Source organism: Marinobacter shunpengi, assembly GCF_045449715.1.
Taxonomy (GTDB): domain Bacteria; phylum Pseudomonadota; class Gammaproteobacteria; order Pseudomonadales; family Oleiphilaceae; genus Marinobacter.
In genome coordinates this window covers 55,074-69,711 of the sequence record NZ_JBJJLA010000004.1, presented here as the reverse complement: position 1 = coordinate 69,711, position 14,638 = coordinate 55,074, and the positions used below count along the sequence as shown (strand labels likewise).

Annotated in this window: 14 protein-coding genes; 11 read left to right on the top strand and 3 right to left on the bottom strand. The window is 62.1% G+C overall.

The genetic code is table 11. The features are described 5' to 3' along the window. Positions 1 to 150 precede the first annotated feature (150 nt). The 10 genes from ACJO3T_RS01800 (at position 151) to ACJO3T_RS01755 (ending at position 10,505) form a co-directional block, all read left to right on the top strand. The gene (locus ACJO3T_RS01800; protein WP_406977645.1) at positions 151 to 987 is read left to right on the top strand and encodes a cytochrome c oxidase assembly protein; all 837 of its coding nucleotides are present in this window, start codon (positions 151 to 153) and stop codon (positions 985 to 987) included. Then, entirely contained in the window at positions 984 to 1,580 is a 597-nt protein-coding gene (locus ACJO3T_RS01795) for an SCO family protein (RefSeq protein ID WP_406977631.1), read from the top strand. The genes ACJO3T_RS01800 and ACJO3T_RS01795 overlap by 4 nt, the downstream gene beginning before the upstream one ends. A gap of 196 nt (positions 1,581 to 1,776) precedes the next feature. After that, complete coding sequence (locus ACJO3T_RS01790; protein WP_406977629.1) at positions 1,777 to 2,901, top strand: ATP-binding protein; 1,125 nt, start codon at positions 1,777 to 1,779, stop codon at positions 2,899 to 2,901. Positions 2,902 to 3,036: 135 nt separating this feature from the next. Beyond that, a complete protein-coding gene (locus ACJO3T_RS01785; protein WP_406960918.1) occupies positions 3,037 to 3,357 on the top strand; it encodes a hypothetical protein in 321 nt (106 codons plus the stop codon). A 121-nt stretch (positions 3,358 to 3,478) separates the two neighbouring features. Then, positions 3,479 to 4,900, top strand: a complete 1,422-nt coding sequence (locus ACJO3T_RS01780; RefSeq protein ID WP_406977627.1) for an acetyl-CoA carboxylase biotin carboxylase subunit — start codon at positions 3,479 to 3,481, stop codon at positions 4,898 to 4,900. Between the two features lie 20 nt (positions 4,901 to 4,920). After that, the gene (gene oadA, locus ACJO3T_RS01775) at positions 4,921 to 6,714 is read left to right on the top strand and encodes a sodium-extruding oxaloacetate decarboxylase subunit alpha (protein WP_406977626.1); all 1,794 of its coding nucleotides are present in this window, start codon (positions 4,921 to 4,923) and stop codon (positions 6,712 to 6,714) included. A gap of 47 nt (positions 6,715 to 6,761) precedes the next feature. Beyond that, positions 6,762 to 8,165, top strand: coding sequence for a sodium:proton antiporter NhaD (nhaD, locus tag ACJO3T_RS01770; protein ID WP_406960912.1), 1,404 nt, complete (start codon positions 6,762 to 6,764; stop codon positions 8,163 to 8,165). Between the two features lie 94 nt (positions 8,166 to 8,259). Next, the gene (gene cadR, locus ACJO3T_RS01765) at positions 8,260 to 8,712 is read left to right on the top strand and encodes a Cd(II)/Pb(II)-responsive transcriptional regulator (protein WP_406960910.1); all 453 of its coding nucleotides are present in this window, start codon (positions 8,260 to 8,262) and stop codon (positions 8,710 to 8,712) included. Positions 8,713 to 8,789: 77 nt separating this feature from the next. After that, positions 8,790 to 9,422 (top strand): cation efflux transmembrane domain-containing protein, encoded by a 633-nt coding sequence (locus tag ACJO3T_RS01760; RefSeq protein WP_406977625.1) that lies wholly within the window; start codon positions 8,790 to 8,792, stop codon positions 9,420 to 9,422. A gap of 105 nt (positions 9,423 to 9,527) precedes the next feature. Beyond that, entirely contained in the window at positions 9,528 to 10,505 is a 978-nt protein-coding gene (locus ACJO3T_RS01755) for an NADPH:quinone reductase (RefSeq protein ID WP_406977624.1), read from the top strand. A gap of 33 nt (positions 10,506 to 10,538) precedes the next feature. Here the strand turns inward: ACJO3T_RS01755 and ACJO3T_RS01750 are convergent, their stop codons facing one another. The 3 genes from ACJO3T_RS01750 to ACJO3T_RS01740 all read right to left on the bottom strand — a co-directional run bounded on the left by ACJO3T_RS01750 (position 10,539) and on the right by ACJO3T_RS01740 (position 13,303). Then, complete coding sequence (locus ACJO3T_RS01750) at positions 10,539 to 11,033, bottom strand: hypothetical protein (protein ID WP_406960904.1); 495 nt, start codon at positions 11,031 to 11,033, stop codon at positions 10,539 to 10,541. 34 nt (positions 11,034 to 11,067) lie between these two features. Continuing rightward, the gene (locus ACJO3T_RS01745; RefSeq protein WP_406960902.1) at positions 11,068 to 12,267 is read right to left on the bottom strand and encodes a serine hydrolase domain-containing protein; all 1,200 of its coding nucleotides are present in this window, start codon (positions 12,265 to 12,267) and stop codon (positions 11,068 to 11,070) included. A gap of 115 nt (positions 12,268 to 12,382) precedes the next feature. Beyond that, entirely contained in the window at positions 12,383 to 13,303 is a 921-nt protein-coding gene (locus tag ACJO3T_RS01740) for a M14 family metallopeptidase (RefSeq protein ID WP_406977623.1), read from the bottom strand. Between the two features lie 113 nt (positions 13,304 to 13,416). On the opposite strand from ACJO3T_RS01740, the gene ACJO3T_RS01735 reads away from it, so the two are divergent. Continuing rightward, the gene (locus ACJO3T_RS01735; protein WP_406960900.1) at positions 13,417 to 14,544 is read left to right on the top strand and encodes a zinc-binding dehydrogenase; all 1,128 of its coding nucleotides are present in this window, start codon (positions 13,417 to 13,419) and stop codon (positions 14,542 to 14,544) included. The last annotated feature ends 94 nt before the right edge of the window (positions 14,545 to 14,638 follow it).

The window sequence follows — 14,638 nt, the reverse complement described above, 5'->3', positions numbered from 1 at the left end:
GTATCAGCCCGGTTTCGGCATGGCCGGCTGAAGCCTACTTCCGGTTCCCCCACGATCTTGCTACTCTCGCGGGTGCGCCGGACGGTGAGCCGTCCATTACCGGATTCCAACAACAACACCGACACAGGATTTGCCCCCGGGCGTGATGCCATGAACTGGTCCATGCTGCTTCCCTACGATGTCTCACCACTGACGATACTGGCCTACCTGCTGGTTGCCGGCGGCTACCTATGGGCCTGGCGGGCTCTGCCTGGGAGTGAACGCCCCGGTCCGTTCCGGGTGGCTGTGTTCTTCCTCGGCCTGTTGCTGTGCTACGCGGTGATGCAGACCCGGTTCGACTACTACGCCCAATACATGTTCTTTATCCACCGGGGCCAGCATCTGGTGCTCCATCACCTGGGGCCGGTGCTGATCGCCCTGTCCAACCCGCTGCCCATCCTGCGCTTCTGGCACCAGCGGCTGGCACCTTACCTCGGCGCCTGGGCCCTGCCGGTCCGCGTGGCCTACAACACGCTGCAGCAGCCCCTGATCGCCGCGTTCCTGTTCGCCGGGCTGGTATATTTCTGGCTCTGGCCCGCCATCCATTTCGACGCCATGCTCAGCCGCAACCTCTACTGGGTGATGAACTGGAGCATGCTGCTGGACGGCCTGCTGTTCTGGTGGCTGATCTTCGACCCCCGGTCCCCCCACGACACCCCCTCCCTGGGCTACGGCAGGCGCATCCTGCTGCTGGTGCTGGTGGGTGTGCCACAGATGGTGCTGGGGGCCTGGATCGTGTTCAACCGGGGCATGGTCTACGACGTCTACGAGGTCTGTGGTCGCGCCTGGCCCATGTCGCCGGAAGACGACCAGCTCATCGGCGGCATCCTCACCTGGATACCACCGGCGATGATGAGCATCATCGGCATCCTGATCATACTGTCCCGGGCGATGAAGGATGACCGGCCGAGGCCACGCCCTGAATCCCTGGAAGGAGCAACCCAATGAACGGTTTCAAGATCACACTGACCGCCTGCCTTGCCCTGCTGCTGGCAGGTTGTTTCGGCTCCGAACAGGACTGGAACGCCAAGGAGATCGACGGCCTGATGCCTGAGTTGGCCTTTACCCTGACCCGTAGCGACGGCGAGACAGTGACCGCGCAGGACTACCAGGGCCAGGTGCGCCTGCTGTTCTTTGGTTTCACCAACTGCCCCGATGTCTGCCCCACCACCATGGCCCGACTGAGCCAGGCCATCAGGGCCATGCCCGAGGAGCTGCAGGACCAGGTCACCCCACTGTTCGTCAGTGTCGACCCCCGGCGGGATACGCCGGAGAAACTGGGCAACTATGTCAGCTTCTTCAGTGACCGCGCCGTGGGCATGACCGGCGACGAGGCCGCCCTCAGGGACCTTGCCAAGCGTTACCGCACCACCTTCGGTTATGACAAACCGGACGACCGGGGCAACTATAATGTCTCCCACAGTTCAGCGGTCTATGTATTCGACGGCCAGGGCGAGGCCCGCCTGTTGCTGCGCCCGGACCTATCGGCCGAGCAGATCACCCGGGACCTGACTCAACTGGCCCGGGACCAGCGTTCCTGAAGATACGGGCATGGATAGTGAACCGCTACGACATGACCCTGTCACACACGTAATGTCACATCGGTCTCCGGTGGTTCACAATATCCAACCGGAGTTACCGGGCCCACGAACTGAACTGACCGACGGTAACCCGTTCGATTACCCTTGTTTCATTGAGGGTCAGGGAAGTCCGAAGTGTTAGGGAGATGTGCCCGCTATGCGCCGTTCCATCCGCTCCAGCCTGTTCCTGCTGGTTGCCCCCTTTGCCTTGACCTTTACCCTGGTCGCCTGGGTGGTAAGCAGCAAGATCGGACCATGGCTGGCGCAACCACTGATCGCCAATTGCGGCGACAAGGGCTATGCCGAGTGGGTCTGCAGCCTGCAGGCCGGCCTGATGCCATGGCTGCTCCTAGGGGCCGGCATTCTGATCCTGCTGTCCATTACCGCCATCCTCTCCCTGGGACTGTTCCGGGCCCACCTGCGGGAACTGCAACAGGACGTGCTGGAGTTCCAGAAGGGCCATCGTGGCGGGCTCTCGTCCGATGCCCCCTGGGAAATGGCCTCGCTGATCCAGTTGCTGGACCGGATCCTGCAGTCCGGCGCCGACCATCAGACGGACGATGGCAGGCCCATGCGAGGGTCGAATACGCTGAAGGATAAGCCTCAACCCCGGAAGCAGCCAGAGCCGCCCCCGCACCCCGCCCCCAAGGATGCAGAGGACCTGGAGGTGTCCCTGGAAGAGCTGGATGCCGATATCGAGAAAGCCCTGAATGAGTCCCCCGGGCCGGAACCGGAACGGGAGCCCGAACCACAACGGGCGAAGCCACCGGCATCGACAGAGACCGGGGCCCCACCCTCCGCCGGCAAGAAAAATCTGGCCTTCCCGACCCGGAAATGCCGCAAGCTGATCGCCATGCTGGGACATCGCTACCCGGACGTGAATTTCGAGCTGATTACCGACGTGGCGGAAAGCGATTCCTGGACCATACGGGAAGCGGAACTCACCGAAGTCTTCGGCCAGTTGCTGGACAACGCCGGCAAGTGGGCAAAATCCCAGGTCAATATCTTCCTGGCCATCAAGGGCAACATGCTGGTGTTTGGTGTGGCGGACGACGGCCCCGGCGTCGACCCGACGCTAATGCCTCATCTGGGCGAGGCAGAATTCCAGCGCAGCGCTGATCAATCCGCCGGCGATGGTCTGGTGACCGTGCGCCGGACACTGGACGCACACGGCGGCTCCCTGGCCTTTGACCGTAGCCGCCTGGGCGGCCTGGAAGCCATCGTAGCCATTCCCGGGGCGCCATTGCCCCGGCACGTCAGTTCGAAAGGGTTGTACCACTGACCACTGTGAATAGTGCCTGAAAAACAACACGACTCCGACAATCGGTCCTTTGCCTGACCACGGCTGTGTGGTACATATAGCGTCCAACCGTTTCGGTTCCAAACCCTTTTAATCACGACGCAAGGTCATCGATCCGTGTCCTCCAGCCACCTCTCCCAATCGCCCTGCCGACTGCTCGCCCTGCTGGCGTTGCTGTCGGGGCTTATTGTGTGGGGAGCTGCGGATCGACTGTCCCAGGGCAGTGATCAGCACTTCCAGGCCGCGGGCATGGAAGAGAGCCTGTCCTATGTTGCCCACGGCGATGACAGCACGTCCGATCCGCCCCCGGACGCTGCTCCCGCCAAGTGGCCATGGTCACTATTACCGACCGGACAGCATATCGCCTGCGTCGAGTGCAATATTCCCGGGGCGCGGCTCCTCAGCGGTCCCGGATTACCCCGGGCCCCACCCGCCTGACACCATTCCACCACCGGACTATGCTGATAGTTGGGGAGCGGCCCATTGGCCGGTCTCACCCGCGTGCTGTCCGGCCGATTCAGAAGCGACTCCAAAAGCCTTAATAGAAGGAGGTCATACCATGGCCTTTCGCAAACTGCTGATCGCCAACCGCGGCGAGATTGCGGTGCGGATTGCCCGTGCCTGCCACGAGCTGGGCGTGCGATCCGTTGCCATCTACTCGGAAGCGGACAAGTATTCGCTCCACGTGAAAAAGGCCGATGAGGCCTACCGGATCAGCCAGGACCCGCTGTCCGGCTACCTCAACCCGCACCATATCGTGAATATGGCGGTGGAAACCGGCTGTGACGCCCTGCATCCCGGCTATGGTTTTCTCTCCGAGAACGCCGAACTGGCGGCCATCTGTGAACAGCGGGGCATTACCTTTGTAGGGCCTTCTGCCGACGCCATCGGAGCCATGGGTGACAAGACCCGGGCCCGGCAGACCGCCATTGCCGCCGGCGTGCCGGTTACCCCCGGCTCGGAGGACAACCTGGCCGATGTGGAGGACGCCGTCCGCCAGGCTGAGGATATTGGCTACCCGGTCATGCTCAAGGCCACCTCCGGCGGTGGCGGTCGGGGCATCCGCCGCTGCGACAACGAGAAGGAACTGCGGCAGAACTACGAGCGGGTCATCTCGGAAGCGACCAAAGCCTTCGGTAGTGCCGAGGTGTTCCTGGAAAAGTGCATCATCGAACCCCGCCATATCGAGGTGCAGATCCTGGCGGACCACCACGGCAACGTGGTGCACCTGTACGAGCGGGACTGCTCCATCCAGCGCCGCAACCAGAAGCTGATCGAACTGGCACCGTCCCCGCAACTGGAGGACAGCCAGCGGGAATACATCGGCGAGCTGGCCCGCAAAGTGGCCAGCCAGTGCGGCTACACCAACGCCGGTACCGTGGAGTTCCTGCTGGACCACGACGGCAGTTTCTACTTCATGGAGATGAACACCCGGGTCCAGGTGGAGCACACCATCTCCGAGGAAATCACCGGCATCGACATCATCAAGGCCCAGATCCGGATTGCCCAGGGCGAACCGCTGTGGATGAAGCAGGAGGATGTTTCCTACCGTGGCTTTGCCGCCCAGTTCCGGATCAACGCCGAGGACCCGAAGAACGGCTTCCTGCCCAGCTTCGGCCGTATCAGCCGCTACTACTCCGCCGGCGGCCCGGGGGTGCGCACCGATGCCAACATGTACACCGGCTATGAGATCCCGCCCTATTACGACTCCATGTGCGCCAAGCTGATCGTCTGGGCCATGGACTGGCCGGAGCTGATCGATCGCTCCCGTCGCGCCCTCAACGACATGGGCATCTATGGGGTGCAGACCACCATCCCCTATTACCAGCAGATCCTTGGTCACCCTGATTTCCAGGGAGCGAACTTCAATACCGGCTTCGTGGAGAACAACCCGCAACTGCTGGAATACAGCACCAAAGCCCGCCCTGAGTCCATCGCCACGGCCATTGCCGCCGCCATCGCCGCCCAGGCGGGCCTGTAACCGAATTCCGGAGAGAGATCATGAGTAAACGCAAGATCCACATCACCGACGTTATCCTGCGGGACGCGCACCAGTCACTGATCGCCACCCGCCTGCGTACCGAAGACATGCTGCCGGCCTGCGAATGGCTCGACCAGGCCGGTTACTGGTCACTGGAATGCTGGGGCGGCGCCACCTTTGACGCCTGCGTGCGCTTTCTCAAGGAAGACCCCTGGGAACGCCTGCGCACCCTGCGCAAGGCCCTGCCCAACACCCGCCTGCAGATGCTGCTGCGGGGCCAGAACCTGCTGGGCTACCGCCACTATGGCGACGACGTGGTGGAAGCCTTCGTGGCCAAGGCCGCCGAGAATGGCATGGACGTATTCCGAATCTTTGATGCCCTCAACGACGTGCGCAACCTGGAAACCAGTATCCGCGCCGTCAAGAAGGCCGGCAAGCACGCCCAGGGCACCCTGTGCTACACGGTCAGCCCGGTGCATACCGTGGACGCCTACCTGGAACAGGCCAGGGCCATGGCCGACATGGGCGCCGACAGCATTGCCATCAAGGACATGGCCGGCCTGCTGGCGCCGGAGGTCACTGCCGAGCTGGTGGGCCGCCTGAAGAAGGAACTGACCCTGCCGGTGTTCCTGCACTCCCACGCCACCTCCGGCATGGCCCCCATGTGCCAGTGGGCCGCGATGGAAGCCGGCGTGGATCATATCGATACCGCCCTGTCCGCCTTTGCCGGCGGCACCAGCCACCCGCCCACGGAATCCCTGGTGGCGGCCCTGCACGATGCCGGTTACGAAACCGGGCTCAACCTGGAACTGCTGGACAAGGCCACCCGCCACTTCCGCGAGGTGCGCAGGAAGTACCACCAGTTCGAGAGCGACTACAACGGTGTGGATACCGGGGTGCTCCTGTCCCAGGTGCCCGGCGGCATGATGTCCAACCTGGCCAACCAGCTCAAGGAGCAGGGCGCCCTGGACCGCATCCAGGATGTATTCGAGGAAATCCCCCGGGTACGCAAGGATCTTGGCTATCCGCCACTGGTGACCCCCACCTCACAGATTGTGGGCACCCAGGCGGTGATCAACGTGCTCTCCGGTAAGCGCTACGACACCATCACCAACGAGGTGAAGAAGTACCTGCAGGGCTGGTACGGCAAGGCACCGGCGGATGTGGACCAGGAACTGCAACGCCGCGCGGTCGGCTCCGAGGAGCTGATTACCGAACGCCCCGCCAACCTGATCCCGAAGGAATTCAAGGACCTGGGTAAGCAGGTGGGTGACCTGGCAGAAACCGAGGAAGACGTGCTTACCTACGCCATGTTCCCGGACCAGGCCCGCAGCTTCCTGGAGCAGCGCCGCGACGGCACCTTGCAGCCGGAAGCCCTGGAGCCGGTCCCCGGCAAGGGCGGCGGAGGCCCCATCTCCACCCAGTTCCAGATCACCGTGCATGGCGAAAGCTATGACATTCACGTCACTGGTGCCAATCCGGTCGAAGAATCCCGCCGCCGCTTCTACATGACCGTGGACGGCGTGCCGGAGGAGATCGAGCTGGAGTCCACCGGCCAGGAAGGCGGCTCCACCGCCAGCGGTCGCAGCAAGGCCACCAGCCAGGGCCATGTCACCACCAGCATGCCGGGCAATATCGTGGATGTTCTGGTCAAGGAAGGCGACAGCGTATCCGCCGGCGATCCGGTACTGGTGATCGAGGCCATGAAGATGGAAACCGAAGTCAAGGCCACCGTCGGCGGTACCGTCCAGGCCGTCCATATCAAGAAAGGCGACCGGGTGGCCCCCGGCGAAACCCTGATCGAGATCGAATAACCCCCTCCCGCCCCGGCTACGGCCGGGGCTCTTTCCGGAGAAACCGAATGAAGAAACACCTGTTGTTGCCGACAGCCGGACTGCTGTCGGCATCCGGCCAGGTATGGGCCGCTCCCGCCTCCGAGGCACTGTCCCTGATCCACCATCCCGTCGGTTACCTGGCCATTGCCATCTTCTTGCTGGCCTATGCGCTGGTGATGCTGGAAGAGAAGATCCACCTGGCCAAGTCCAAACCCATGCTGCTGGCCGCCGGCCTGATCTGGGTGCTGCTGGCCATTGTCTACCGCATGAACGGACTGGACAGCGACGTCGAGGAAGCTATCCGCCACAACTTCCTGGAATACGCCGAGCTGTTCTTCTTCCTGCTGGTAGCAATGACCTACATCAACGCCATGCTGGAGCGGGGCGTGTTCGACCAGCTGCGGATCTGGCTGCTGGGCCGCGGCTATGGTTACCGCAAGCTGTTCTGGATTACCGGCACCCTGGCGTTCTTTATCTCACCGGTGGCGGATAACCTCACCACCGCCCTGATCATGTGCGCCGTGGTCATGGCGGTGGGCCGTGACAGCCCCTCGTTTGTCTCCCTGTCCTGCATCAACATCGTAGTGGGGGCCAACGCCGGGGGCGCCTTCAGCCCGTTTGGTGATATCACCACGCTGATGGTCTGGCAGAAAGGTATCCTGCCGTTCCAGGACTTCTTCCAGCTGTTCCTGCCCAGTGCCGTGAACTTCCTGGTGCCCGCCGCCCTCATGCACCTTGCCCTGCCCAAGGGACAGCCCATGGCACCAGAGAGCCACGACCGGGTCATGCGCCCCGGGGGTCTGATCATCTGTGGCCTGTTCCTGGCCACTATCGCCACCGCCATCAGTTTTCACCAGTTCCTGCATATTCCCCCGGTGTTCGGCATGATGACCGGCCTGGCCTATCTGAAGATCTTTGGTTACTTCCTCAAACGCCACGAGGAATACCAGTGGCAGGAATCCTCGGAAACCCCACCCGGCGACAGCTCCGGCGAACACGGTTTCGATGTGTTCGCCCACATCGCCCGTTCCGAGTGGGATACCCTGTTCTTCTTCTACGGCGTAATCCTCGCCGTGGGTGGCCTGGGCTTTATTGGCTACCTGGGGCTGATGTCCAACACCCTCTATGTCGACCTGGGGCCGACCGCGGCCAATGTCATGATCGGCGTGATCTCGGCGCTGGTGGACAACATTCCGGTGATGTTCGCGGTACTCACCATGAACCCGGACATGCCCGACCTGCAGTGGCTACTGGTCACCCTGACCGCCGGCGTGGGCGGCAGCCTGCTGTCCATCGGCTCAGCCGCGGGTGTCGCCCTGATGGGACAGGCCCGGGGCCAGTACACTTTCTTCAGCCACCTGAAGTGGACACCGGCCATTGCCCTGGGCTATGCCGCCAGTATCTGGGTACACTTCCTGGTGAATGGTTAAGAGTCTACCGCCATGATCCTGGATACCTGTCTGCCACGTCAGGGCTGGCGGACGTATCCAGGATCGGACCGGACATCCACTGGGAGGACAGGACGTGAGGATTGGTGAAGTCGCGGAGCAAGCCGGCATTCCGGTGGAAACCGTACGCTACTACGAAAAGATCGGCCTGCTCCCACAACCGGAACGGCAAGCCAATGGTTACCGGCGCTACCGACAGGCCCACCTGGACCGGCTGCTGTTTATCCGCCGCTGCCGCAACCTGGACATGGCCCAGGATGAAATCCGCGAGCTGGTGCGCCTGGCGGACCAGCCGGACGCGGATTGCAGCCAGGTGGACGCCCTGCTGGCCCGCCACCTGGAGCACGTACGCCAGCGGCTGACGGAACTGCACCAGTTGGAGGACACCCTGGCGCAGCTCCAGCAGGCCTGTTCCGAGGGTCGCACCGTGGCCGAATGCGGCATCCTGGGCGGGCTTTCCGATGCCCTGGACACCGATCTTCCACAGGACAGCCACAACCATATTCCGGGCAGCCATGGCACCCGTTAAAAAACCCGGTTTGATTTCTTGACCCTGTAGCTACTACAGGCCTTGTAATGACCATAATCAACGAATAGGAGGTCATTATGAGCAGTTGCTGTTCCGCCCCGGAACCGAAAACACCCTCGCCGGGATTCCGCCGCGCCCTGTGGTTTGCCCTTTGGGTGAACCTGACCATGTTCGTGGTGGAAGGCATCGCCAGTTTCCAGTCGGGCTCCGTCTCCCTGATGGCGGATGCCATCGACTTCTTCGGCGACAGCGCCAACTACCTGCTGTCACTGTCGGTGCTGTCCATGGGTATGCTCTGGCGTGGCCGGGCGGCCATGGTCAAGGGCGTCACCATGACCGTGTTCGGGCTCGCGGTGCTGGCCCGGGCGATCTGGGTGGCCCAGAGCGGCATTACCCCGGAGGCCGTCACCATGGGCGCGGTCGGGTTCCTGGCCCTTGCCGCCAACGTTTCCGTGGCCTGGATCCTGTTCCGCTACCGCAGTGGTGATTCCGACATGCGCTCAGTCTGGCTGTGCAGTCGCAACGACGCCATCGGCAACGTCGCCGTCATGGTGGCTGCCCTGGGTGTCTTCGGCACCGGTACGGCCTGGCCCGACCTGGCGGTAGCGGCGGTTATCGGTAGCCTGGCGGTCACTTCGGGCATCAGCGTGATGCGCCATGCCCGTAGCGATATCAGCGATGCCCGCCTGAGCCACGGGCATTCCCACTGATACCTTTGGCGACGGGCAAAAACGGACCGGGGTGAGTATGATGGAACGCCGGATGCCGCAACGGCATGGCGCCACTCACCCCCTCAATAAAAAAGGTACCAGGCAATGACCAAAGCTATCCGATTTTCCCAGACCGGCGGTCCGGAGGTCCTGACACTGGAGGACACCCCGCAACCGGAACCGGGCCCCGGTGAAATCCGCGTGAGCAACCGGGCCATTGGCCTCAACTACATCGAGATCTACTTCCGTTCCGGCGTCTACCCGGTCCCCTCCCTACCCTCCGGCCTGGGCACGGAAGGCGCCGGCGTGGTGGACGCCATCGGCGCGGACGTAGCGGACTTCCAGGTGGGCGACCGGGTGGCCTACGCTCAGGCACCACTGGGCTCCTACAGCGAGCAGCATGTGCTGCCAGCGGGAAAGGCCATCCGGATTCCCGACAACGTCGATTTCGAAACCGCGGCGGCCACCATGCTCAAGGGCCTGACGGTCCAGTATCTGCTGCGCCAGACCTACCCGGTGAAATCCGGCGAAACCATCCTGTTCCATGCCGCCGCAGGCGGAGTCGGCCTGATTGCCTGCCAGTGGGCGAAAGCCCTGGGGGTAAAACTGATCGGAACCGTGAGCGGACCGGAGAAGGCAAAACTGGCCATGGACCACGGCGCCTGGGCCACCATCAACTACAAGGAAGAGAACATCGTCGAACGGGTCCGTGAGCTCACCGACGGTGACATGGTTCCAGTGGTCTATGACTCCGTGGGCAAGGACACCTGGGAAACCTCCCTGGACTGCCTGCAAAAGCGCGGCCTGATGGTCAGCTTCGGTAACACCACCGGCCCGGTGAGCGGCGTCAACATCGGCATCCTCAACCAGAAGGGATCGCTGTTCGTCACCCGTCCCAGCCTCGCCGGCTACGCCGACACCCGCCCCCGCTTCGAGGCCATGTGCGGCGAACTGTTCGAGATGCTGGCCAGCGGCGCCATCAAGGCGGACATCAACCAGCGCTTCCCACTGGCGGAAGCGGCCAAGGCCCATGAGGCCCTGGCGAGTGGGCAGACCACCGGGTCAACGGTGCTGCTTCCCTGATGACGATGAAAGACGGGGGCCTGCCGGCTCCCGTCACCAATCACACTGGTTAAACGCCTGTTGATCCGGACCGGCATTCCGCGCCGCTTTACGGGCTATCTCCACCAGTTCTTCCGTTGCAGGGAAAATGGCCCCCGTCCCGGGCCACTCGTACCCTTCATCGCTCCCCCGACATAGGGTAATAATCACCCACCCTGATGACGAAGCACTGGACTCCCCTGGCTCCGCATACAGCGCATAGGTCAGGCTCTCGACTTCCGGCCCCCGGAAAACTTCACGAACTTCAACACGGTGGAGAAAGACCGGTCCACTGTCGCTTGCCCCGGGGGCCCTGCGCTCGGCACTCACATGACGAACCACTGCAGAAAAATGGGTTTGTTCCACAGCATCAACCAGGGCTTCACTAATGAAATCAGACTGGCCGCCGGAACCTGCCTGCTTCGGACCAGACGCCTGACAAGCTGACACGAAAGCCATCGAAATGACGAGCAACAGTATACGACCGACCAGGGTTTCCCTACGTTTCATGATTCGAATCCCGCGCCAATGGCTGCACCACGATCTACTCCGCAGACTCCCGATCAATCGCCTGCTGAACCTGCCGGAAAAAGGCCAGACGTTCTTGCCCGTGGGTGCCGCCCTGGCGATCGGAGGCCTGCGGCCAGTTGCTATTGGAGGCAATGACGAGCTGCCGTTGCGGGTCGATAAAAATGCTCTGGCCAAAGATGCCCCGCGCCATAAACGCACCGTCCTCCAGCGTCCACCACTGGTAGCCGTAACCGTAATCCGGCTGATCGGTCTCCGCCTGCGTGCTGGTGGCCTGGGCCAGCCAGCCGTCGGGCAATACCGGCTCGCCATCAACCAGGCCGCCGCCCAGGATGAACAGGCCAAAACGGGCGAAGTCGCGGGTGGAGGCCTGTATGCAACAACCACTGATCTCGTGCCCCGTGGATCCCAGCAGCCAGCTGGCATCCTGTTCCATGCCAAAGGGCTTCCAGACCTTCTCCGACAGATAGTCCGACAGCGTCTTGCCAGTGGCTGAACTGACCAACACACCAATCAGGTTGGTTTCGCCGGTCTTGTAGACCCATTTCGTGCCTGGCTGCGCTTCCGCTTCCAACTGGCGCATATAACTCACGGTGACATCCACGCCCGGCTCCGCTTCGTGCGTATTAAACTGCGCCACATCGGATTGCGGGTCCGCGTAGTCTTCATTCCATTCCACACCCGACGTCATGGTCAGCAACTGCCGGATGGTGACATTGTCATAGGCCGAGCCCTGGAGGTCCGGAATATACGCCGATACCTTGTCTTCGATACTGTCGATATACCCGTCCTTCAGGGCGGCACCGACCAGGGTGGAGGTAAAGGACTTGGCCACCGAGAAACTGGTCCAGCGCCCCTCCGGGCCGAAGTCCAGGCCATAGCGCTCAAACCGTACCTTACCGTCCTGCACGATCAGCAGCGCGGCGGAGCGTTGGGATGCCATAAAGGCATCAACGTCCGCATCCAGTTCGATCGGCTTGCCTTCGGGTAACGGATAGGGACTATCGCCCGCCTCAATAGCCCGGGATTTTGACAACAGGGGCACCCGGTCCATGGCGCGGAACACGGCATCCCGTTGCGGGGTTTCCCAGAAAAGCACATTGGTATCAGTCGGCATATTCAGCACCAGCCGGCGCATGTCCTTGTCCGCCATTGCCCAGAACGTACCGCACGCCAGCGCGATCAGAACGATGACGGAAACAATCCATTTTTTCATAAGACGCTACTTCTTCTGTTTTATTGTAGTTGAGGCCCAGGAGGGCCGGAATAGACCCGATCAACGGGTTACAGGGCAAGCGTCGGCTTTCCCCCGCTTACCCAAAAAAGAGACTCTACCGATGCCCCAACGCGTAGTCGATCGCCGCACACACCGCCGCAACCTGCACGGCATTGCATTGTTCCGGGGTTGCACGGGGGCTGTCGGGGTAAACCTCGGTGGTGGTCCGGCAGGGAGCGCTGGTCATACCGGCGCACAGGCCCAGTTGCGCGAGCGGGTACCGGATAACGCCCCGGGCGGCTGCGGGTGACCCGAGGATCTCACCACGCTCATCGGCCGGCGCGATATGGGTGATCGGCTCCACGGCCGCCAGCACCGTCTGCTGGAAGTCCGGGTTCGGGTGCTCGGTATCATCCACCAGATAGAAACCATCGGGAATGCTGCCCGGCTCGTACAGCTTGCCATCACGGGCCGCCAGCGCAGGCTGGAATTCGGATTCGTCGGTGTCGGTGGTCTCGTGCAGGTCAATGTGCATCAGCACCCGATCGCGGATGGGGGCCACCAGTGCCATGAGCGCCGCCGACTCCCCGGCTGGACTGTCCGCCCGGAACGAGCGATTCGGGTCCACCGCGTCCGGGTTCCAGCGATGGATACGCTCGTAGGCCCAGGGGCTGACACAGGGCGCGACCAGCCAGTTGACCCGGTCGGCGTACTCTACCCCATGCTGCTCCACAAACCGCAGCGCGCCGTGGACACCGCTGGTTTCATAGCCGTGCACCCCGCCGGTGATCAGCACCACCGGAAGTTCGTCGCGCCAGTTGCGGCTGCGGATCGCCATCAGGGGGTACTGGTCGGCGCCGTAGTCCAGATGGCCATAGACCTCGACATCAAATCGTGAACTCAGGCCCTCCACCACGCTCAACACATCATCCTGGTAGCTGCGCTGACGGACTTGCTGGGACAACCACTCGGCCCGTTCTTCGTCGCCCCAGGGAACGCCGGGGGTGCCGATGGGATAGGGGGTGGCTGTGGTCATAGAGCGCTTCTCCGATGGTGGGCGACGTCGGGACATTCTGACCCTGCCCCTCATTCTATCTGATAACATCGGTTGGCGAAGTACGAGACCCCCTATCCTTTGAGGAGAAAAAAGTGTCAGATAACAACATCGAACTGACGTCCACCATTAGCGACGACAACAAACTGGAAATTGCCCTGCGGGAGATCGAGATCCCGCAGCCGGGCGAAAACCAGGTGGTCATCCGCGTCGAAGCCGCCCCTATCAACCCGTCTGACCTGGGAGTGATGTTCAGCGCGGCTGATATGACGACGGCCAGCCAATCCGGCAGTGCCGATCGCCCGATCATTAACGCCGATGTCCCGGCCAAGTTCATGGGCGCCGTTAAAAAGCGTGTTGGCAAGGCGATACCCGTGGGCAATGAAGGCGCGGGTACCGTGGTCGCAGCAGGCTCATCCGACGCAGCGCAAAGCCTGATGGGCAAGACCGTGGCGTTCATTGGCGGCGGTAGCTACCGCAAATACCTCTGTGCCAATGTGCAAAGCTGTCTGGAAATGGCACCCGGTACGACGGCAGACGAAGCCGCTTCAAGCTTTGTGAATCCGCTGACGTCATTGGCCATGGTGGAAACCATGCGCGCTGAGGGCCACAAGGCGATCGTTCACGCTGCTGCCGCCTCTAACCTCGGGCAAATGCTCAACCGCATCTGCATCGCCGACGGCATCGACCTGGTCAATATCGTCCGCAAGCAGGAACAGGAAGACCTGCTGCGGGACCAGGGTGCCAAATACGTGGTCAACTCCAGTAAAGACAGTTTCATGGCAGACCTGACCCAGGCACTGATCGACACCGGCGCGACCATCGCTTTCGACCCTATCGGTGGCGGTCGCCTGGCCAGTGATATTCTCACCTGCATGGAAGCCGCCGTCTCTCGCGACATCACGGAATACAGCGTGTATGGCTCTGACGTCTACAAACAGGTGTATATCTATGGCGGCCTTGATCGCGGCCCCATCACACTGAACCGCAACTTTGGTTTTGCCTGGGGTGTGAACGGCTTTCTATTGTTCAATGCGTTAGGCAAACTGGGCACGGAAACCAACATCGCCATGCGCAAACGCGTAGCCGCCGAGATCAAAACCACCTTCGCCAGTCACTACACCCATGAAGTTTCCCTGGCCGGTGCGTTACAACTGGATGCCATGTCGGCCTACGGCAAAATGGCGACCGGAGAGAAGTACCTGATCAAACCACAGAGCTAACGTTTAGCGTCTGGCCGCAAGGCCATCCTGGGGCGCTGGAGTCGGATTGACTCCAGCGCCTGAATAAAAGATAACCCTGCGGATCAATGTCTCT